Below are 19,736 nucleotides of genomic sequence, written 5' to 3' on the forward strand. Positions count from 1 at the left end.
CGTGAAGCTCTATCCCACCAAGCGCGCGGTCGCCCTGGCCGCCCTGGGCGCCCCGGTGGCGCTGGCGGTCGCGCTGGCCGCGCCCGGCTTCTGGGGCGCAGCCGCTGCCTGGATGCTGATGACCGCGGGCCTGCTGCTGGCCGACGCGCTCCTGGCCGCGCGGCCGTCGCAGCTGGCGCTCACCCTGGCCGCGCCAGGGGTCATGGGGCTTGGCCGGCCGGAGGAAGCCTCAGTCGAGGCGGCCTTCACCGGGCCGGGTCCGCGGGAGATCGAACTCGCCCTCGGCGTCAACGCGCGGCTGGTCGCGAGCCCCGTCCGCCAGCGGCTGACACTCGGCGGCGGCTGGGGCCGGGCGAGCGTCTCGCTCACCGCCCAGCGGCGCGGCGACGGGCGGCTGGAGCAGGTCTGGGCGCGCTGGAGGGGACCGCTCGGCCTGATGTGGCTGCAACGGACCGAGACGCCCGACCGCGCCATCGCCATCACCCCTGATGTCGAGCGGGTGAAGGAGCAGGCGCTGCGCCTCTTCTCGCGCGACGCGCTGTTCGGCCTGAAGGCGCAGATGGAGACCGGCCAGGGCGGCGACTTCCACGCGCTGCGCGACTTCCAGACCGGCATGGACCTGCGCGCCATCGACTGGAAGCAGAGCGGCCGGCACGGCAAGCTTGTGGCGCGCGAGTTCCGCACCGAGCGTAACCACCACGTCATCCTGGCCATCGACACTGGCCGGCTGATGTGCGCGCCGACCTCCAGCGGGCCGCGCGTCGACCAGGCGATCAACGCCGCCCTGCTGCTGGCCTTCGCGGGCCTGAAGATCGGCGACCGGGTGGGCCTCTTCGCCTTCGACGCCAAGCCGCGCGTGTCGAGCGGCGTGGTGGCCGGCGCCCAGGCCTTCCCGCTGATTCAGCGGCTCGCCGCCGGCATCGACTATTCCACCGAGGAGACCAACTTCACCCTGGGCCTGACGACGCTGGCCGGCCGCCTCGACCGCCGCGCGCTCGTCGTGGTGTTCACCGACTTCGCCGATCCGACCAGCGCCGAACTGATGATCGAAAACGTCGGGCGGCTGATGCGGACCCACCTGGTGCTGTTCGTGGTGTTCCGGGACGAGGAGCTGGAAGCCCTCGCCGACGCCGAGCCAGTCGAGGCCGACGACGTCTCCCGCGCGGTGATCGCCGCAGGCCTGCTTCGCCAGCGCGAAATCGTCATCGGCCGGCTGCAGCGGCTGGGCGCCCAACTGGTCGACGCCCGCGCCGAGGACCTCGGTATCTCGCTGCTCAACGCCTATCTCGACGTCAAGCGCCGGGAGCTGATCTGATGGCCGAGCTGCAGCTCAAGAGCCACCGCTTCCGCGCCGAGCGTGAGGCCGACTGGCGGCGGCTGGAGACCCTGCTCTCGCGCGTCGAAAAGGGCGGCGCGCGCAAGCTCAACCGTGACGAGCTGGTGGAGATGCCGGTGCTCTACCGCCAGGCGCTTTCGTCGCTGTCGATGGCCCGCGCCATCTCGCTCGACCAGGGCCTGATCGGCTATCTGGAGAGTCTCTGCACCCGGGCCTATTTCTTCGTCTACGGCACGCGCTCGCGGCCCCTGGAGCGGATCGCCGGCTTCTTCGCCCGCGACTGGCCGCGCGCCGTCCAGGCGCTGTGGCGCGAGACCCTGGCGTCGGGCGGCCTGATGATCGCCGGCACGATCGGCGCCTTCATCCTGGTCAGCCGCGACCCCGACTGGTTCTACGGATTCATACCGCAAGCGATGGCGTCCGGCCGCGACCCCACGGCGTCGACCACGTTCCTGCACGACACCCTCTACCAGCAGCCCAAGCTGCACGAGACGCTCGGCGCCCTGGCGGCGTTCCTGTTCACCCACAACGCCCAGATCGCGATCTTCGCCTTCGCGCTGGGCTTCGCGCTCTGCCTGCCGACCGCCGGCCTGATGCTGTTCAACGGCTGCATGCTGGGCGCCTTCCTGGCGCTGTTCGCGGGCCGGGGCCTGGCGTTCCAGGCGACCGGCTGGCTGATGATCCATGGCGTGACGGAGCTCTTCGCCGTGACCCTCGCCGGCGCGGCGGGCTTTTCCATCGGCTGGGCCGTGGCCTTTCCGGGCGAGCGGACCCGGGTCGACGCCGCCGCCGACGCCGGGCGGCGCGGCGCGACGGTGATGGCCGGGGTCATCGTCATGCTGTTCGTGGCCGGCATGCTGGAGGGTTTCGCGCGCCAGCTGATCCGCGACGACATCGTCCGGCTCTCGATCGCTGCGGGCAGCGCGCTCGCCTGGGGCCTCTACCTCTACCTTCCACGCCGCGCGAGGCCGGCATGACCGCGGCCGCCCCGCCTGTCCGTCCGCGCCGCCCGCTCCGGCCCCGCCGTCCGCCCGACGACGGCTGGCGGGAATTCGTCACCCCGGAGGGCGTTGACCTGCGCCTGCGGATCGCCAGCTACGGCGAACGCTGCGCGGCCTTCATTCTCGACGGCCTGATCATCCTGGGCGTGCTGATCGCGCTCAGCCTCCTGGCCTTGCTGGCCGCCTGGAGGATCACGGCCGTCGGCGCCGACTTCGGCGGCCAGGCGGCGCTGGTGATCTGGATGCTGGGCGCCTTCCTGCTGCGCAACTTCTACTTCATCGGCTTCGAGATGCGCCCGGGTTCGGCGACGCCCGGCAAGCGGGCGCTGGGCCTCAGGGTCGTGGCCCGAGACGGCGGCCGGCTCACCGCCAACGCGGTCTTCGCCCGCAACGCCATGCGCGAGCTGGAGGTCTTCCTGCCGGCCAATTTCCTCTTCTCGTCCGGCCTCGGCGTCGACGGCGGCCTGATCGCGCTCGGCGCCATCTGGAGCGGGGTCTTCGTGCTCTTCCCGCTGTTCAACCGCGACCGCCTGCGGCTGGGCGACCTCGCCGCGGGGACCATGGTGCTGAAGACGCCGCGCCGGGTGCTGCGGCCCGATCTCGCCCAGGACGGCCAGGCCATGGTCGGCGGTCCGGCCTTCACCGAAACCCAGCTCGACGCCTATGGGGTCAAGGAGCTGCACGTGCTGGAGGACGTGCTGCGCAGGGCCGACCGCCGCACCGTCGCCGAGGTCGCCGCCCGCATCCGCGCCAAGATCGGCTGGGACGCCCCGCTGGAGATCTCCGACAAGGCCTTCCTCGCCGCCTACTACGCGGGCCTCAGGGCGCGGCTCGAGGCCCGCCTGCTGTTCGGCCACCGCCGCGCGGACAAGTTCGACCGGCCCTAGGGTCTAGTCGAAGATCGCCGCCAGGCCCTCCGCGCCCACGCCGTCGCGCACCCGCCGCAGCTCGACATAGAGCACCGAGATGCCGGTCGAGCCGATCAGGGCGTTGGCCACATAGAGCAGCGGGTTGACCACCAGGGCGACGATCGCCGTCGGCGAGCCGCCGCCCGCGACCCGCATGGCGCTGTTGACGACGCCGAACACCAGCTCGATGATCAGCAGGGCGACGATGTAGAGCACGAAGACCGCGAACACCCGCCAGCGGTTGCCGCGGGTCAGTTCGGCGCTGCGCCCGAACGACGCGAGCAGGCCGGGGTGCTCGACCACGAAGACCGGGATGCAAAGGCACCATGCGGTGGCGATCATCAGGCCCGGCACGATCAGCAGGATCGTTCCGAAGAAGATCGCCAGGTAGAACATGATCCCGATGGCGATCAGCGGCAGGAAACTCCGCAGGCCGATGCTCAGGCAGTCGGCGACCGTGGCGTGCCGGCCGTTGAGGTCGGTCACCGCGCCGTAGATCAGCGTCGCCTGCAGGATGAGGGCGCCCAGCCCCGAGATGATCCCGCTGACCGAGGTCTGCCAGCTGAACGGGTCGCCGGCCTTCAGGAAGTTCAGCTGGGCGATGCCGACCAACAGGCTGGGCAGGCCGACCAGAGCCAGGGCCAGCACCAGGAAGGTCACGAAGTTGCGGCCCAGCACGCCGAACATCAGCTGGATCACCCGCCCGATATCGAGCTGGCCCGTCGAATCGCCCATGGTCGTCACGGCAGCGCCCCCGATGTCCCGTTTCCCTTCCGTCACGCTAGACTGGCCCACCGACGATTGCCAAGGCCGAAGCCAACCCGGCGGCTCGCGCGTTGACGCGGAGGCCGGGATCGCGGCCTGATCCGCGGCGGGCGCGGAGAGGAACAGGCATGGCCGAGGGTTCGACGCGCGTCGTCCTGGCCGCGCTGGCGGGGAACGGGGCCATCGCCCTCGCGAAGTTCATCGCCGCCGGCGTCTCGGGCTCGACGGCGATGCTCACCGAGGCGATCCACTCCCTGGTCGACACCGGCGACCAGCTGTTCCTGCTGATCGGCCAGCGGCGCGGCAAGCGACCCCCCGACGAGAGCCATCCGCTCGGCTACGGCATGGAGACCTATTTCTGGTCCTTCGTCGTCGCCCTGATGGTCTTCGTGCTGGGCGGGATGCTGTCGATCTACGAGGGCGTGCGCCATATCCTGGAGCCGGCGCCGGTGGTCTCGCCCTGGATCAGCCTCGGCGTCCTTGCCGTCTCCGCCGTCTTCGAGGGCGCCTCCTTCCGGATCGGCTACCGTGAATATAAGCGCGTGGTGCGCGGCAATCCGATCCGCCTGTGGGCCTTCATCAAGGGCTCCAAGGATCCCGGCCTGGTCTCCGTCCTGCTGGAGGATTCCGCGGCGCTGATCGGCATCGTCCTGGCCGCGGCAGGGGTGATCGCGGCGAGCTTCTTCCACCTGGCCTGGGCGGACGGCGCGGCCTCGGTCGCCATCGGCCTTTTGCTCACCGGCGTCGCCTTCACCCTCGCCAACGAAACCCGCAGCCTGATCGCCGGTGAATCCGTGGCCCCGATCGTCATGGTGCGGTTGAAGGAGACCCTGGACCGGATCACCTGCATCACCGAACTGGAGGAGATCGCCACCCTGCACCTCGGGCCCGGCGCCATATTGGTGGCGCTCACCCTGGCCTTCCGGCCCAAGGCGACCAGCACCTCGATCGACGCGGCGATCGTCGAGATCACCGAATGCCTCCAGGCCACCGACGGCCGTGTCGCCTACGTCTTTGTCCGCCCGTCGCACAAAGGCGCGACAGTCACGGTGAAGGCCTAGGCGCGGGCGGCCCGGCGGCTTGCAAAACCCGCGCAAATGCGCGCCTGATCGGCGTCCGCGCGTCCCCTGGAGAGGTCTTGCATGGACATCGGCGTCTTCATCCCCATCGGCAACAACGGCTGGCTCATCTCGGAGACCTCGCCGCAGTACATGCCGACGTTCGAGCTGAACAAGGAGATCGTCCAGAAGGCCGAGAAATACGGCTTCGACTTCGCGCTCTCGATGATCAAGCTGCGAGGGTTCGGCGGCAAGACGGAGTTCTGGGAGCACAACCTGGAGAGCTTCACCCTGATGGCGGGCCTGGCCGCCGTGACCCGGAAGATCAAGATCTTCGCCACCGCCGCGACCCTGACCATCCCCCCCGCCATCGTGGCGCGCATGGCGTCGACCATCGATTCCATCGCGCCGGGCCGCTTCGGCATCAACCTGATCACCGGCTGGCAGAAGGCCGAGTACGACCAGATGGGCCTGTGGCCGGGCGAGAAGCACTATTCCGACCGCTACAACTACCTCGGCGAGTACGCGACGGTGCTGAAGGAGCTGATGGAAACCGGCCGCAGCGACTTCAAGGGCCAGTATTTCACCATGGAGGACTGCCGGGTCAGCCCCCGGCCGCACGGCGTGAAGATCATCTGCGCCGGCTCCAGCGACGAGGGCCTGGCCTTCACAGCTCAGTATGCGGACTATTCCTTCGCGCTCGGCAAGGGGACCAACACCCCGACCGCCTTCGCCTCGGTCAATTCGAGGCTGGCGGCGGCCAAGGCCAAGACCGGCCGCGACGTCGGGTCCTACATCCTCTTCATGATCATCGCCGACGAGACCGACGTGAAGGCCATGGCCAAGTGGCAGCTCTACCGCGACGGCGCCGACCAGGAGGCGCTTTCCTGGCTCACCAACCAAGCCGCGCCCAATGCGCGCGGCGGCACCAGCAACACCAACACCACCCAGCTCGCCGCGCCGGAATCCGCGGTCAATCTCAACATGGGGACCCTGGTCGGCTCCTATGAGACCGTCGCCGCCATGCTCGACGAGGTCGCCGCCGTCCCCGACACCGCCGGCGTCCTCCTCACCTTCGACGACTTCGTGAAGGGCGTCGAAGCCTTCGGGACAAGGATCCAACCCAAGATGAAGAGCCGCGCCAATGTCGTTGCGGCTTAGCGGGCCTTTCATATGAGTTCCAGACCTCACCCGACCGTCCCCCGAGACGGCGTCGTCACCCTGCCGGCGCGGCCGGAGAGCCTGCCGATCAATCCCAGCGAGACGGCGCTGATCGTGGTCGACATGCAGAACGCCTACGCCTCGCCCGGCGGCTACCTGGACCTGGCGGGCTTCGACATCGAGGGCTCGGCCGGCGTCATCGACCGCATCGCACTCGCGGTCGAGGCCGCGCGCAAGGCCGGCGTCACCGTGGTCTTCTTCCAGAACGGCTGGGACCCGGACTATGTCGAGGCCGGCGGCCCGGGTTCGCCCAACTGGTGGAAGTCGAACGCGCTGAAGACCATGCGTGACCGCCCTGAGCTCGAAGGGACCCTGCTCGCCAAGGGGACCTGGGACTACGCGCTCGTCGACAAGCTGCAGCCCCGGAAGGGCGACATCGTCATCGAGAAGCCGCGCTACTCGGCCTTCTACAATACGGCCCTCGACTCCATGCTCAGGGCCCGCGGGATCAAGACCCTCGCCTTCTGCGGCATCGCCACCAACGTCTGCGTGGAATCGACCCTGCGCGACGGCTTTTTCCTGGAATATTTCGGCGTGCTCCTGGAGGACGCCACCCACCAGGCGGGCCCGGCCTTCCTGCAGGAAGCCAGCGTCTACAACGTCGAGAAGTTCTTCGGCTGGGTGTCCAATACCGCCGACTTCTGCGGGACCATCGGCCAGGCGCCGCCCGTCGACCAACTCTAGAGGAAGCCAACCCATGCCCAAGACCATCGTCCTGCCGCCCGGGACCCAGAAGCCGATCGCGCCCTTCTCGCCCGGCACGCTCGCCGACGGCGTGGTCTACGTCTCCGGCACGCTCGCCTTCGACAAGGACAACAATGTCGCCCACGTCGGCGACGTGGAGGCCCAGACGCGCCAGGTGCTGGAGACCATCAAGTCGGTCGTGGAAACCGCCGGCGGGACCATGGACGACGTCACCATGAACCACATCTTCCTCAAGGACTGGGCCGACTACGCGACCATCAACAAGGTCTATGCGGAATATTTCCCGGGCGAGAAGCCGGCGCGCTACTGCGTCCAGTGCGGCCTGGTGAAACCCGACTTCCTGGTCGAGATCGCCTCCGTCGCCCACATCGGCAAGCGCTAGGGCCCCATGCCCGCCGAAGAAACGGGAGCGCCCTCCGCCAACGGACGAACCGCCGACCACGACATCGACCCGCGGTTCCTGACCCGCTGGTCGCCACGCGCCTTCACCGGCGAGGCCATGCCGGACGCGCTCCTCATGAGCCTGTTCGAGGCGGCGCGCTGGGCGCCCTCGGCCAGCAACATCCAGCCCTGGCGCTTCGTCTACGCCCACCGCGACAGCCCGCAATGGGAGCCGCTGTTCCACGCCCTGATGGACATGAACCAGCCCTGGGTCGCCCGCGCCTCGGTGCTGGCCTACGTCATTTCCGACCGGTTCCGCCGTCGGCCCGGCGTCGAGCCCACGGAGAACCGCAGCCACAGCTTCGACACCGGGGCTGCCTGGGCGCTGCTGGCGCTGCAGGCCCAGCACATCGGCTGGGCCGCCCACGCCATGGGCGGCTTCCACGTCGCCAAGGCGCACGAGGCGACGGACGTCCCGGAATCCCACTACCGGATCGAAGCCGCCATCGCCATCGGCCGCCCGACCGACGCCCACGTCCTGCCGGAAAGCTACCGCGCCCGCGAAGTCCCGAGCGGGCGCGAGCCGGTGGCGGGGTTCGTGTTCGAGGGCCGGTTGAGGGCTTAGGCCGTCTGCGGCATCTGGCCGCCGGCCAGGAAGTCCATCTTGCCCAGCGGCACGCCCTGGCTGCGCAGGATCGCGTAGGCCGTCGTCACGTGGAAGATGAAGTTCGGCATGGAGAAGGTCAGCAGGAAGGTCTGGCCGGTGAACTCCATGGTGCGGCCGGGGAAGGTCAGCACGATGGCGCGGGCTTCCTGGCCGTCGACCTGCTTGCGCTCCACCGACTCCACGAAGGCGATGGTCTTGGCGATGCGCTCCTTCAGCTCCGGGAAGGTGGTTTCGGTGTCGGGCATCGACGGGGCCTCGACGCCGGCCAGGCGCGCGGCGCCGCTCTTGGCGCCGTCGCTGGCGAGCTGGATCTGGCGGGCGAAGTTCGCCATGCCATGGCCGAGGCTGGCCTCGGTGAAGGTCGAGAGCTCGACGTGCTGCTCGGCGGCGTAGGTCTGGGCCTTGTCGAGGAAATGGCTGAGGTTCTTCAGCATCTGCAGGTAGACGGCGATCGAGGCGTCATAGAGCGAAAGCGACAAGGGCGTTTCTCCAAATGCGAAGGTTTCTGTGGCCCCCAGATGGGGCGCCCCGCGCGGGCGCGCCAGGGGCGTCACGGAATGTTTGCGGAAGCCGGCGTCCCCGCGTCAGCCGCGCTGGGCCGCCAGCACCCGCAGGAAGTTGCCGCCCATCACCTTGGCGACCTCGCCCTCGTGCATGCCGTGCGCCAAGAGCGCGGCGGGGATCAGCGGCCAGTCGGCGTAGTCGCTGAAGACGGGCATGTAGTTGGCGTCCATGTCGGTGCCGATCGCCACGTGGTCGATCCCGACCGCATCGGCGAGGCGCAGGATCGAGGCGATCCAGTCGGCGACGGTCTTCTGGCCGATGCCGGAGGGCACCGAACCCACGATCCCGCCGTGGCCGGTGACCAGCTTGGCGTGCTCGACGCTGACCAATCTCGGGTGGTCGACGTCGGGGCGCTTCAAGTTGGTGTGCGAGATCATCATCGGCCGGGTGGAGACCTCGACCGCGTCGCGGGTGACGCCCAGGGAGGCATGGGCCAGGTCGACGACGATCCCGGCCTGGTTCATCTCGCGGACGATGGCCTTGCCCACCGGCGTCAGGCCGGGGAAGCGCGGGGTCTCGGTCTGCGGATCGCCGATCTGGTTGGGGTGATAGTGGACGATGGTGATCGAGCGCACGCCGTCGGCCTGGGCCGTGTGGACGCGGTCCAGCCGGTCTTCGATGAAGTCGCCGCCCTCGACCGCGAAGACGCAGGCCGTGTGGCGGGCGGCGAGCGCGCGGGCGATGTCGCGACCGTCGCGGCCGGGCAGGACGTCACCGCGCGCCACCAGAGCTTTCAGCGTCGCGATCTGGCGCTGGTAGTCGGCCCAGGCCTCGCCCGGATCGAACTCGCGCGCGGCGACCAGGCCCTTGGCCGGCGACTGCTCGAGCAGGACGGCGTCGGACACGCAGTTGAAGAGGACGGCCGTCACCTGGCCCGCGGCCATGTCGGCCAGCGCCTTGGGCTCGAACGGCGCGCCCATGGCCCGGGTCGTCTCGTTCTGACGGCCGAGGTCGCGCAGGAAGAACCGGCCCGGGTGGGCATGGATATCGACGGACGGATGCCGGCCGAGGAAGGTCGCGCCGGCCCTGATCTGAGCCTCGCTGAGCTTCAGTCCGTTGTCCCCGCCCTTGGGGTCGAAGACCTGCTGGGCGGCCGCCGGCCAGGCCCCCGCGGCGAGCGCGGCGCCGAAGGCGGTCAGGGCCGCGCGGCGCGAAATCATGCCCAAGCTCATGCCAGATCCTCAAGGACGGAACGGAGCGTCGCGACCAGCTTCTCGATCTCCTCGACCGAGACGATCAGCGGCGGCGACAGGGCGATGGTGTCGCCGGTGGTGCGGATCAGGGCGCCCGCCTTCAGCGTACGGACGAGCACCTCATACCCGCGTGCGCCGGGCGCATCCGGCCGCGGCGCGAGCTCCACCGCCGCCATCAGGCCGATGTTGCGGATGTCGATCACGTTCGGGCAGTCGCGCAGCCCATGAACCGCCGCCTCCCAGGCTGGCGACAGCTCGGCCGCCCGGGTCAGCAGCCCTTCGCGCCGGTAGATTTCGAGTGTCGCGAGCCCCGCCGCGCAGGCCGCCGGATGGCCGGAATAGGTGTAGCCGTGGAAGAGTTCGATGGCGTTCCCGGGCCCCTGCATCAGGGCGTCGTGCACCGGGCGCGCGGCGAACACCGCGCCCATCGGGAAGGCCCCGTTGGTCACCCCCTTGGCCGTCGTCATCAGGTCCGGGGTCACGCCGAAGAACTGCGCGGCGAACGGCGCGCCCAGCCGCCCGAAGCCGGTGATCACCTCGTCGAAGATCAGCAGGATGCCGTGCTTGGTGCAGAGCGCCCGCAGCCGTTCCAGATAGCCGACCGGCGGCGGCAGCACCCCGGCCGAACCGGCCACCGGCTCGACGATCACCGCGGCGATGGTCTCCGCCCCATGCAGCGCGATCAGCCGTTCCAGGTCATCGGCGCGCTCGGCCCCGTGCGCCGGCTGGCCCTTGGAGAACGCATTCTTCTCCAGGTCGTGGGTGTGGCGCAGGTGGTCGGCGCCGGGCAGGGTCAGGAAGGCGCGGCGGTTGTTCACCAGGCCGCCCACCGAGATGCCGCCGAAGCCCACCCCGTGATAGCCCTTCTCGCGCCCGATCAGCCGCGTGCGCTGCCCCTCGCCGCGCGAGCGGTGGTAGGCGAGCGCGATCTTCAGCGCTGTGTCGACGGACTCCGATCCGGAATTGGTGAAGAAGATCCGGTCGAGGCCCTCGGGCGCGATCCGGGCGAGCGCGGTCGCGAAGTCGAAGGCCAGCGGATGGCCCATCTGGAACGATGGGGCGTAGTCGAGGGTCAGGAGCTGCTGGCCGACCGCGGAGGCGATCTCCTCGCGTCCGTGGCCGGCGTTGACGCACCAGAGTCCCGAGGCGCCGTCGATGATCTCGCGGCCGTCCTCGGTGCGGTAGTACATGCCCTTGGCGGCTACCAGCAGGCGCGGCGCGGCCTTGAACTGCCGGTTGGCGGTGAACGGCATCCAATAGGCGTCGAGGTCCGGCCGGTTCCTGCGATCGGAGATGTCGTTCATCGGCGCGCGCCCCGCTTGTGCTCGCGCCTACGAAATCAGGTTCGCGTGGGTCAGGCCAGCGACAGCTTGCCGGTCCCGGCCCAGACCTCGATGAGTTGCGAGATGGCGCGTAGCAGGGCGAAGCCCATGCCAGGCGTTATGGCGTCGAGCCGGGCGATCTCCTGGCGGTCGGCGGCGAGCGAGCGGCCGGCCATGGTCAGGACGGTCGGCCGCCTTGGGCGCACGCCGCGCAGGACGAAGAAGTCGCGGCATTCGCTGACCCGCTGGCAAAGCATGGCTTCGACCGCTGCGCCGAGTTCGGTCTTGCGATCGAGTTCGGCGGTGTCCAGCAGCTTGCCCACCGCGCGCGTGTCCCGCTTGGCGGTCCGCCAGGGCAGGTTGGCCAGGAGGGTCGAGGAGGTGAGGGGAACCGATGAAGCGCTCATCCGACTTGCGAGCCCCGACGATGGATGACGATCGAGAGCAGCGCGAAGGTCTGGAAGGTGATGACCGGATGCGCCATGGCCAGATCGATCGCCTGGCCCGCCCACGCGCCGATGTGGCCGAAGAAGACCGATGCGTAGAAGGTCGCGGAGTTGAGAGCGTCGGTCATTGGACCAAATCCCGTTTTGAGACGGAGAGCCCGTCTGACCGAACGTGTTATGCACGCGGTGGGCCAGATCTTAGGATTTCGGTAACCAAATGGGCGGCGCCGGATGGCGGGAACGGCCCGCCCGCGGCTCACAGGATGGTGGTGGCCGCCATCGCAGGCGCTAAGCTCGCCTTGGGACGCCGTTCGCCGAATCACGGTGGACGCGATGAGCCGGGCTAACCGGGCAAGCCTTCGATCGCCCACGGACCTTGGACCGCATGACGCCGGCCTCCAGCATCGAGCGGCCCGGCGTCGCGCCGACGCTGGCGATGATGCCGCGCGCCGTGGCCAGCGGAGCCTCGCAGGTCGCCCGGCTCGCGCTGCCGCTGCTGTTCCTGCCGTCCATCACCCGCCAGATGCTTCCGGCCGAGACCGGCGTCTACCCGACCGACATGCAGCTGGCGGCCTGGTTTGCCCTGCCGGCGGAGTTCGGCGCCACGCTCTATCTCTTCGAGGTCCTGTCGAAGAGCGGCCCGCGCCGCATGAAGCTGCTGTTCTGGACCGACTACACCGCGCGCCTGGGGCTCTACGCCGCCTTCTCGGCGGTGGTGCTGCTGGTCGCGTGGGCGCTCGGCGCGAACGCCGCGATGGTCCTGATGATGCTGCTCGGCGGCTGGCTGGTGGGCAGCGGCCTCTCTGTGCTGCGGCAGTTCAGCGGACCCCTGCCGCTGCTGATCGCGTGCGACGCGGCGACCATCTTCGCCTACGCGGCCGGCATGATCGTCGTCTTTCCCCGCCAGCCGACGGCCGGGGTGGCCCTGGGCTGCTTCGTGGCCTCGCTCCTGGTCGGGCACCTGGCGCAGATCGCCATCGAACGCCCCGGCTGGCCGTCCGGATTCGGCAAGGTCTTTGATCGGTTGCGCTGGCATGTGCGCCGCCGATGGCGGCTCCTGACCATGCGGACGCTGGGCCAGGCGCAGTCGCAGGCCGCCGTGCCGCTGGCCGCCGTCCTGGTGGGAAGGGGCGAGGCCGGGGTCTATGGCGTCGCCGAGCGCCTGTTCGCGGTATTCGCGAACCTCGCCCTGATCGGTGTCGCCGCCCTCTCGCCCCTCCTGGCCCGGCTCTACAGCCGCGCGCCACGCCGAAGGTTCTGGATCTGGGCGACGCTGGCGGGCGCGGTCACCGGCGGCTTCGGCCTGGTGTTCGGCTTCGCCGCGTTCGACGCCAGCGCGATCTGCCGCGTCCTGTTCGGACCGGCCTATGCCGGCGCCGCGAGCTATTTCGGCCTGCTCGCGGTGATCTACACCCTCAGCACGTTCAACGGGCTCTGCCTCGGCGGCTACCTGTCGCTGACCGGCAAGGGGCAGGGTCTCTTCCTGGCGACCCTCGTGGTGACCGGTCTCACCGTCGCGCTCAGCGTGGGTCTCGCCGCGCATGGCGTGCGGGGAATCCTGACGGCGAGGCTGACCGCGGAGAGCCTGCTCGCCGCCAGCGGGCTGTGGGCCGCCTGGTCCAGCCGCACCGCGGCGGGCAGGTAAGGTTTCTGAAGTATTGCGCGTGCGAGAGTGTCGGGTGGCCGACGTTCTTCAATACCGGGGAGTCGCTTTGGACAAGCAGGCTTCACTAACCCTCGTGATGTTCGAGCACGAGATGGCGCGCGTCCTGCCGCTCCATGAGGGCGGCGTGCGCGAGTTCATGGTCGATCATGAGACACGCGGGAAAGAACGCCGGCAGCTCGGCTTCGACACCGAGATCAACGCCACGCCGCTCAGCGCCATTCGCCCGTTGGCCCGGTTGCCCGGCGTGCGGGTTCACTGCCGAATCAACGACTGGGGGGCCTGGACCCGCGAAGAGGTGGAGACCGCGATCGGCGAGGGCGCCACGCGGATCTATCTCCCGATGGTCAGCGACCCCGGCCAGGCCGAGGCGTTCGTCCGCGCTGTCGACCGCCGCGCCGAGGCCGCGATCCTGATCGAGACCCAGTCCGCGGCGGCCAGCGCGGCGCGGTATGCGCATCTGGGCCTGGACGCCATCTACATCGGGCTGAACGACCTGGCGATCAGCCGCGGCCAGAGCTTCATCTTCTCGGCGCTCGGCGACGGGACGATCGACCAGATCCGCCGCGATCTGCCGCAGGTCCAGTTCGGGTTCGGCGGAATCACCTGCATCGATCGCGGCGCCCCGATCCCCTGCTATCTGCTGATGTCGGAGCTCGCCGCGCTCGGCGCGCAGTTCACCTTCGCGCGCCGCTCGTTCCGCAAGGACATCGTCGGCCGGGAGATTCCCGCCGAGCTCGCACGGATCGCCGAGCTTTGGACGGCGCTCCTGGAGCGCAACACCGAGACCGTCCGCCGCGATCGCGCCGACCTGCATGCGCTTATCAGGACGCTGGAGGCCGCGTGACATTCGCGTCCGCGGTCCAGGACGCGCCGGGTTGGTGGGACGGACGGCCGGTGGCGATCACCGGCGCCAGCGGCTTCATCGGTTCGCACCTGGTCGCGGCCCTGTCTCTCGCGGGAGCCCAGGTTCACGCCCTAGTCCGCACGCCGCGCCGCGGCCTGCCGATGGACCAGGACCGCAATGTGACGCAGCACCGGTGGGCGCTCGACGACGACGCGGCGTCGGAGCGGCTGCTGGCGGACATCCAGCCCGAGGTGGTGTTCCACGGGGCGGTGCACCGCAGCGCCGCCGGCGGCTCCGTGGAGCCCGAGGGCGCGGAGGGTGAGGCGCTGGCCTTGCGGCTCACCGTCGAGGGCGGCGAGGCCTTCGTCCGACGCTGCGCGCGCCACGGCGTCCGGCGACTGGTGCTGCTCGGCAGCTCCAGCGAATACGGGCCGCATGACGCGCCGCTGCGCGAAGACATGGCCGACGCCCCGGTCTCGCTCCACGGCCGCACCAAGGCGGCGCTCACCGCGGCTGTCCGCGAGCTCGCCGCCCAGGGCCTCAACGCCGTCGTCCTGCGGATCTTCTACGCCTATGGCCCGGGCGACGATCCCCGCCGCTTCATTCCAACAGTCTGCCGCGCGGCTCTCGCCGACGAGGGCGTCCGCCTGACGCCGCCGGGGTTCATGCGCGACTATGTCCATGTGGACAACGTGGTGACCGCCTGCCTGCGCGCCGGCGCACTCGATCTGGAGCCAGGCGAGACGATCAACGTCGGCACGGGCCAGGGCGTCGACAACCATGAGCTGGTGTCGATCGTGCAATCCCTATGCGCGGGGCGTCCCGCGATCCTCTCCACGGACTTTCCGCCCCGCCCGGCCGACACCGGCCACTGGCGGGCGGACACCGGGCGCATGGCCGCCAGACTGGGCATCGACCGTGTCATCGGCCTGCACGAGGGCCTGGCCGACGTCCTGCGACACATGCAGGCGGCCGAGAGCGTCGGCGTGCGACCTTGAACGCGCCCGCCGTGACCTTCGTCGTGCCGGTCTATCGGAATCGGGAGACGCTCCGGCTGCTGTGCGAGCGCATCCAGGCGACGGCCGCAGCCGCCTGGCCGGAGGAGGCTCTGGAGATCATCCTGGTGGACGACGCCTCGCCCGACGGCGCCTGGGCCGAGATCGAGCGGCTTTCCGGCGTCATGCCTTGCGTGCGCGGCGTGCGTCTCGCGAAGAACCGCGGTCAGCACTTCGCCGTGCTGGTGGGGTTCTCGCTGGGACGCGGAGGATGGCTCGTCTCGCTGGACGGCGACCTGCAGGACGCGCCGGAAGCCGCCCCGGCCCTGCGCGCGGCGCTCGGCGACGCCGATGTCGTCTTCGCGGGCCGGCGCGGCTGGTACCAGGCCTTTGGCGCGATGATCACCTCCGGCCTCTATCGGCGCGTGATCCTGGCGCGGCTGGGCCTCCCCCGCGACGCCGGCATGTTCTTCCTGATCACCGGCGCCGGCCGCGACCGACTGCTGGAGCGCCTCGTACCGGACCCGTCGGTGATCGGCCTCATCGCCGCGACGCTCCGGACCCGAAGCATTCCGGTCGAGCGCGCCGCCCGCGAGGTCGGAACCTCCAGCTACACCCAAAGCGCCCGGCTCAAAGCCGCGTTACGGGCGTTCACGACCTGGCGCGCGGCGCGGCGGCCGCGGTCCACGGCGGCCGAAGGGCGGTCGACGCTCAGCGCCCTGGTCGTCCAGGATACCTTGCGATGCGAGAAGCCGGCATGATCGCCAACCGGCTCTGGCTCATCGGCCTCGCCGCGGCGTCGGCCGTCTACTTCGCCGTGCTCGCCCACTGGACGCCCTTCGGTCTCGCAGACGAGGGCTACCTCGACTACATCGCCTGGCGGGTACAGGCTGGCGACCAACCCTTCCGCGACATCGAGCTCTTCACCTACGCCCCGGGCCTCTTCTACCTCTGGGCGGGGTGGTTCCACCTGTTCGGCGTCTCCGTCGGAACGGCGCGAGGCCTGGGCGTCCTGCTGGGCGCCTGCAATGCCGCCCTGGCCTATCGGGCGGCCCGGGCGGTGGGCGCCGGCCGGCTGTCGGCGCTTTTCGCGGCGGCGGTGATCCTGGTCGGCTATCCCTGCCTGTTCCGCGGCCATATCCCGCTGATCAACCTCGCCGCCCTGCTCTTGGCCCTGCAGGCCTTGCGAAGCGTCCGATGGCGGATCTGGCTGGCAGGGCTTGGCGCGCTGGTCATCCTCGGCGCCGCGCTGCGGATCGACGCCGCCGCCGCCGCCGCCGCCCTGACGCTCGTCGTCATCCTGCTGAAGGCCGAGGAACGGGGGCGGCAGTTCGCCCCGGCGGTCATGGCCGGCGCGTCGGGGGCGGCCGCGGCCGCGGCCGCGATCGGCGGCCTCTTCGCCTATACCGGCGTCCTGCAGGGCTGGCTCGCGCAGCTCGCGGCCTTCGTCCCCTTCGCGACCCGCCGGTCCGTCGCCTGGTACAAGCTGCCGTTCCCCGGTTTTTCCAGCCATCTCGGGGCCGACATCCTGCCGGCCCTCATGGTTTCGGCGGCGCTCCTGAGCGCCGCCGCCGCCGCCGTTGCGTGGCGGGCGCGCCAAAAGACCCTCACCGACGAGTGGCGGTGTTTCGCCCTGCTCGCGGTCCTGGGCGCAGTGAACCTGCCGCAGTTCCTGATCGAGCGGCCGGACGCCGACCACCTGGCCGACCACGCCTTCGTCTTCGTGTTGCTGGCGATGGCCCTGATCTCTGCGCCGGCCCTGTCAGCCGCCGTCGGCGGGCTCGGGACCCGCAACCGACGCCTGGTTCAGACGGGCGCGTTCGCGGCTTTGGCGGTCTATGCGGCCTGGTCGGCGACCGCCGGCGGCTCGGCCTTGTCGGCGGCCCGCGAGCCCGGACGCCCAATGGCGCTGTCGGGCGAAGCGGTCCGCATCGCCTCGACGCAGGGTCTGCCCGAGGCCCTGGCCCTGCTCAGCCGGGACCTCGCGCCGACGGAGCCGCTGGCGAGCCTGCCGTTCGCGCCGGGGGTCAACTTCCTGCTGCGGCGGCCCTTGCCCAGCCCGCAGATCAACTTCCTGCCGTACAACCAGCAGCGCGCCAACAGCCAGGCGCAGCTGCTCGCCGGCCTCGCCAGGCCGGCGCTCCGCTACGTCTTCCTCCAGCCGCCCTTCCAGATGGGCCCCGATCCGCGGGCCAACATCGTCTGCTACGCGCCGCAGGTCGCCGGCGTCCTGGAGGCGAACTTCGCCGCCGTGGCCGCCAATCCCGAGGTCTGGGTGCTTCGAAAAGGCGGCCGTTCCACCTTGCCCGCCGTCCGCTGCGGGCCGGGGCCTTCCTAGCCGCCGGCGCCAGAGGTGGCGGTGCGCGCAGGCAGGAGCCTACTTGTCTCCTGAACTCTGTCGGCAGGCGGCGGCGGTTCAGCGGCGCACCGCTTCCAGGCGCGCGGTGAGGAGCGCGTCTCCTTCGTAGACGCTGGCGATCCGGTCGAAAGCGGTCCCTCGTTTCAGGAGATCGGCGTACCGCAGGAAGTTCGTCCGCATGATCGGTTCGACATAGGCGTCGCCGAATGCGGCGCGAACGAATTCCCGAACGCGAGCGCTATAGACGCCGGGGTTCTTCTCCTGCGCCAGCATCACCCAGTCGGTGCCGAAGACCAGATGGTCCTTGATGACCGTCAGCCCCTCGTCAGCGAGTCTCTTGAAATTCTTCAGCGCCGGCGCGGTGTCCGTGGCCAAGGCTTCGCTGAAATAGCTGATGTCGGCAAAGATCGGCTTGGACGCGTTTTCCGGCTTCTGAAGATAGCTCGCGAGCCAATACTCCCAGGTGTTCTCGAAAGGTGGAGAGTCGGTCCGGACATCGCAGCGCGCGCCGAGGGACTTCATGTGGCCTGGCGCCTTGGGATCCGCCGACCAATAGGAGAAACCGCCGAAGTGGGCGAGCATGATCGGCGGCGCGTTCGACCGTTCGAAGATCGGCTTCCAGTAGAACGGGTCGGCGAGTTCGCCGGTGTGGCAGTTCGCGGCGACGCTGTTGCCGCCATGGGCCATCACCGGGGCGCCGATCTCCGCGCATTTGTCGAACAGGTCCTGCAGCGCGGCGTCCAATTCATGGCCCAGGGTCAGGCTCATGCTTCGCCGCTCGGCGTCGCTTATCGGCGCGTGCCCGAAGACGTCCGCGAGGACCGCCTCGGGAAAGGGGTGGTCGTCCGGTCCGCGATCCGCGTTGGTCGCCGCACGGAAGCCCATGGGCGGATAGACCTTCGCGCCGATGAACCCCTGGTGGCGCAGGGCGTGCTCGACGAATTCCAGTGGATTTGCGGCGCCGCAAGCCGTGCGGATCTGGCCGGGTCCATCGCCGAATCGCCCGCGCTGGAACTGCACTTGGCGAAGCGGGCAGTAGGCGACATAGCCGTGAACCGCGGGGCCCCCCGGGCGGCGGGCGATCTCCCGCCAGACCGCCGCCTGCTGCACGAAGGTCGAACCCTCTTCCGGGTCGTCGCGAAGCCAGCGGCCGAAGTCGACCATAGCAGGGACCATGAGCAGCGGATTTTGCCTGGAATCGTCCCGATGCAGGTGAGCAAGTTCGTCGACGAGGCAGTGTCGGTAGCCCTCAAGCTGCCTGACGAACTCGAAGAGCCCCGGCAGATAGACGCCTGCCAGGGCGCCCGCCCGGGGTGTCGATTCGCCCGGCGGCTCGGTCGAGAGCGCGCGGCCGGCGATGGCTCGGAGTTCGGCCGGGGGCAGCTCGATCATGCCCCGCGCATCGGTGCTTCGGGTATCGCCGGCGGCGCGGAAGATCAGGCGCCGCAGCTGGACCTCGGCGTTCTGCTGGCCCCTTGTCGGTGATGAGCGCCAGAAGGATTTCCCGCCGAGGAACTTCGCCACCCGGTTCGCCAAGTCCTCCGATGTCGTGGACCGGTCCGTGGTGCGCACCTCCTCGCCCGCACGCGGCGAGAGGGGCCGCCCCTGCAACAGCTTCAGCTCGGTGACCGCAGACGGCGCGCGATCGGCCCCGGCGATCGCCAGGACGAGTTCCATGAAGAGATCCACCCCGTCCGGGTCCTCGGGGCTTAGCGCCCGTAGTGCTGCCTGTGTCGGATAGTGTTTGGCGACGACATAGCTCAGGAATCGGACCGTCGAGAGATCGCGGGCATTGAACAGGTGGCAGTGTCCATCGATCAGCGCATTCGCAAGGCTTGAGGTCGGCAAAGCTGGAGGCGGACAGGGCTTTACCGTCGCGCAGCCCGCGAGCAGTGTCGCCGCGACGGATAGCAGCATCTCCCTTCGACTGCTGGTTCCCCAAGACGGGCTCTGTTCGTTCGCCAACGCAGGATGGCGGTTTGCATGCGGACCGGTGTCGATCATGATATCGCCCCCAGGTTGAAAGTTAGCGGGGCGCAGTTCTGGGAACAACAGCCGGTGCGCCGATCCGTCTGCATTCGGATTTCCCCCATAGGTTCAGCCCGCATGGCTTTCTACGCGGTGCGCGATCACACGGCGCCATTGTGAGCTTCCTCACATGGCGGGCGAGGGCCGCCCCTGCGGCCGGCGGTCCGAAGCGTGGCATTTCGCACGGGGGTTCGGTGGTCCAGGCCACAGCGGTGGCCTGCGCAAGGCTGCAGTCTCGGGCGCGACATGAACGCGGATCGCCTCGCTCGGCGGCCCT

The 19,736-nt window shown here is 69.8% G+C and carries 20 protein-coding genes; 13 read left to right on the forward strand and 7 right to left on the reverse strand.

Annotated features, from left to right (window positions below):
- Position 1: 1 nt before the first annotated feature.
- Genes ACESMY_RS05025 through ACESMY_RS05035 form a run of 3 tightly spaced genes read left to right on the forward strand, consistent with a single transcriptional unit; the run spans position 2 to position 3,224 of the window.
- The gene (locus tag ACESMY_RS05025) at positions 2 to 1,315 is read left to right on the forward strand and encodes a DUF58 domain-containing protein (protein ID WP_372782839.1); all 1,314 of its coding nucleotides are present in this window, start codon (positions 2 to 4) and stop codon (positions 1,313 to 1,315) included.
- Positions 1,315 to 2,313 carry a stage II sporulation protein M gene (locus tag ACESMY_RS05030; protein WP_372782841.1) on the forward strand — a complete coding sequence of 333 codons (999 nt, stop codon included), beginning with the start codon at positions 1,315 to 1,317 and terminating at the stop codon, positions 2,311 to 2,313. The genes ACESMY_RS05025 and ACESMY_RS05030 overlap by 1 nt, the downstream gene beginning before the upstream one ends.
- Complete coding sequence (locus tag ACESMY_RS05035; protein WP_372782843.1) at positions 2,310 to 3,224, forward strand: RDD family protein; 915 nt, start codon at positions 2,310 to 2,312, stop codon at positions 3,222 to 3,224. Before ACESMY_RS05030 ends, ACESMY_RS05035 begins: the two co-directional genes overlap by 4 nt.
- Before the next feature lie 3 nt (positions 3,225 to 3,227).
- Here the strand turns inward: ACESMY_RS05035 and ACESMY_RS05040 are convergent, their stop codons facing one another.
- On the reverse strand, positions 3,228 to 3,989 hold the full coding sequence (locus tag ACESMY_RS05040) for a hypothetical protein (protein WP_372782845.1): 762 nt from the start codon (positions 3,987 to 3,989) through the stop codon (positions 3,228 to 3,230).
- 149 nt (positions 3,990 to 4,138) lie between these two features.
- On the opposite strand from ACESMY_RS05040, the gene ACESMY_RS05045 reads away from it, so the two are divergent.
- The 5 genes from ACESMY_RS05045 (at position 4,139) to ACESMY_RS05065 (ending at position 8,000) form a co-directional block, all read left to right on the forward strand.
- On the forward strand, positions 4,139 to 5,071 hold the full coding sequence (locus ACESMY_RS05045) for a cation diffusion facilitator family transporter (protein ID WP_372782847.1): 933 nt from the start codon (positions 4,139 to 4,141) through the stop codon (positions 5,069 to 5,071).
- A gap of 81 nt (positions 5,072 to 5,152) precedes the next feature.
- Positions 5,153 to 6,229, forward strand: a complete 1,077-nt coding sequence (rutA, locus tag ACESMY_RS05050; protein WP_372782849.1) for a pyrimidine utilization protein A — start codon at positions 5,153 to 5,155, stop codon at positions 6,227 to 6,229.
- Between the two features lie 12 nt (positions 6,230 to 6,241).
- Complete coding sequence (gene rutB / locus ACESMY_RS05055; RefSeq protein WP_372782851.1) at positions 6,242 to 6,973, forward strand: pyrimidine utilization protein B; 732 nt, start codon at positions 6,242 to 6,244, stop codon at positions 6,971 to 6,973.
- A gap of 13 nt (positions 6,974 to 6,986) precedes the next feature.
- Positions 6,987 to 7,376, forward strand: a complete 390-nt coding sequence (gene rutC, locus ACESMY_RS05060; protein ID WP_372782853.1) for a pyrimidine utilization protein C — start codon at positions 6,987 to 6,989, stop codon at positions 7,374 to 7,376.
- 6 nt (positions 7,377 to 7,382) lie between these two features.
- On the forward strand, positions 7,383 to 8,000 hold the full coding sequence (locus ACESMY_RS05065) for a nitroreductase family protein (protein ID WP_372782855.1): 618 nt from the start codon (positions 7,383 to 7,385) through the stop codon (positions 7,998 to 8,000).
- On the opposite strand, the gene ACESMY_RS05070 is transcribed toward ACESMY_RS05065, so the two are convergent.
- From ACESMY_RS05070 to ACESMY_RS05090, 5 genes are all read right to left on the reverse strand, one after another.
- On the reverse strand, positions 7,997 to 8,521 hold the full coding sequence (locus ACESMY_RS05070) for a DUF1993 family protein (protein WP_372782857.1): 525 nt from the start codon (positions 8,519 to 8,521) through the stop codon (positions 7,997 to 7,999). The two genes, ACESMY_RS05065 and ACESMY_RS05070, sit on opposite strands and share 4 nt — an antisense overlap.
- Before the next feature lie 105 nt (positions 8,522 to 8,626).
- Complete coding sequence (locus ACESMY_RS05075) at positions 8,627 to 9,778, reverse strand: dipeptidase (RefSeq protein WP_372782859.1); 1,152 nt, start codon at positions 9,776 to 9,778, stop codon at positions 8,627 to 8,629.
- Positions 9,775 to 11,103 carry an aspartate aminotransferase family protein gene (locus ACESMY_RS05080; protein ID WP_372782861.1) on the reverse strand — a complete coding sequence of 443 codons (1,329 nt, stop codon included), beginning with the start codon at positions 11,101 to 11,103 and terminating at the stop codon, positions 9,775 to 9,777. The genes ACESMY_RS05075 and ACESMY_RS05080 overlap by 4 nt, the downstream gene beginning before the upstream one ends.
- A gap of 50 nt (positions 11,104 to 11,153) precedes the next feature.
- A complete protein-coding gene (locus ACESMY_RS05085; protein ID WP_372782863.1) occupies positions 11,154 to 11,528 on the reverse strand; it encodes a hypothetical protein in 375 nt (124 codons plus the stop codon).
- On the reverse strand, positions 11,525 to 11,695 hold the full coding sequence (locus tag ACESMY_RS05090) for a hypothetical protein (RefSeq protein WP_372782865.1): 171 nt from the start codon (positions 11,693 to 11,695) through the stop codon (positions 11,525 to 11,527). The genes ACESMY_RS05085 and ACESMY_RS05090 overlap by 4 nt, the downstream gene beginning before the upstream one ends.
- A 257-nt stretch (positions 11,696 to 11,952) precedes the next feature.
- Between ACESMY_RS05090 and ACESMY_RS05095 the strand changes: the two genes are divergently transcribed.
- The 5 genes from ACESMY_RS05095 to ACESMY_RS05115 all read left to right on the forward strand — a co-directional run bounded on the left by ACESMY_RS05095 (position 11,953) and on the right by ACESMY_RS05115 (position 17,410).
- Positions 11,953 to 13,212 (forward strand): lipopolysaccharide biosynthesis protein, encoded by a 1,260-nt coding sequence (locus ACESMY_RS05095; protein ID WP_372782867.1) that lies wholly within the window; start codon positions 11,953 to 11,955, stop codon positions 13,210 to 13,212.
- A 67-nt stretch (positions 13,213 to 13,279) separates the two neighbouring features.
- On the forward strand, positions 13,280 to 14,077 hold the full coding sequence (locus ACESMY_RS05100; RefSeq protein ID WP_372782869.1) for a hypothetical protein: 798 nt from the start codon (positions 13,280 to 13,282) through the stop codon (positions 14,075 to 14,077).
- Entirely contained in the window at positions 14,074 to 15,075 is a 1,002-nt protein-coding gene (locus ACESMY_RS05105) for an NAD-dependent epimerase/dehydratase family protein (protein ID WP_372782871.1), read from the forward strand. The genes ACESMY_RS05100 and ACESMY_RS05105 overlap by 4 nt, the downstream gene beginning before the upstream one ends.
- Positions 15,072 to 15,833 carry a glycosyltransferase gene (locus ACESMY_RS05110; protein WP_372782873.1) on the forward strand — a complete coding sequence of 254 codons (762 nt, stop codon included), beginning with the start codon at positions 15,072 to 15,074 and terminating at the stop codon, positions 15,831 to 15,833. The genes ACESMY_RS05105 and ACESMY_RS05110 overlap by 4 nt, the downstream gene beginning before the upstream one ends.
- Complete coding sequence (locus ACESMY_RS05115; protein ID WP_372782874.1) at positions 15,815 to 17,410, forward strand: hypothetical protein; 1,596 nt, start codon at positions 15,815 to 15,817, stop codon at positions 17,408 to 17,410. Before ACESMY_RS05110 ends, ACESMY_RS05115 begins: the two co-directional genes overlap by 19 nt.
- Positions 17,411 to 17,488: 78 nt before the next feature.
- On the opposite strand, the gene ACESMY_RS05120 is transcribed toward ACESMY_RS05115, so the two are convergent.
- Positions 17,489 to 19,348: a hypothetical protein gene (locus ACESMY_RS05120; protein ID WP_372782876.1), complete on the reverse strand. Its 1,860-nt coding sequence runs from the start codon at positions 19,346 to 19,348 to the stop codon at positions 17,489 to 17,491.
- Positions 19,349 to 19,736 lie beyond the last annotated feature (388 nt).

Origin of the sequence: Phenylobacterium sp., assembly GCF_041691455.1 — a bacterium.
In the GTDB taxonomy this organism is placed as follows: domain Bacteria; phylum Pseudomonadota; class Alphaproteobacteria; order Caulobacterales; family Caulobacteraceae; genus Phenylobacterium.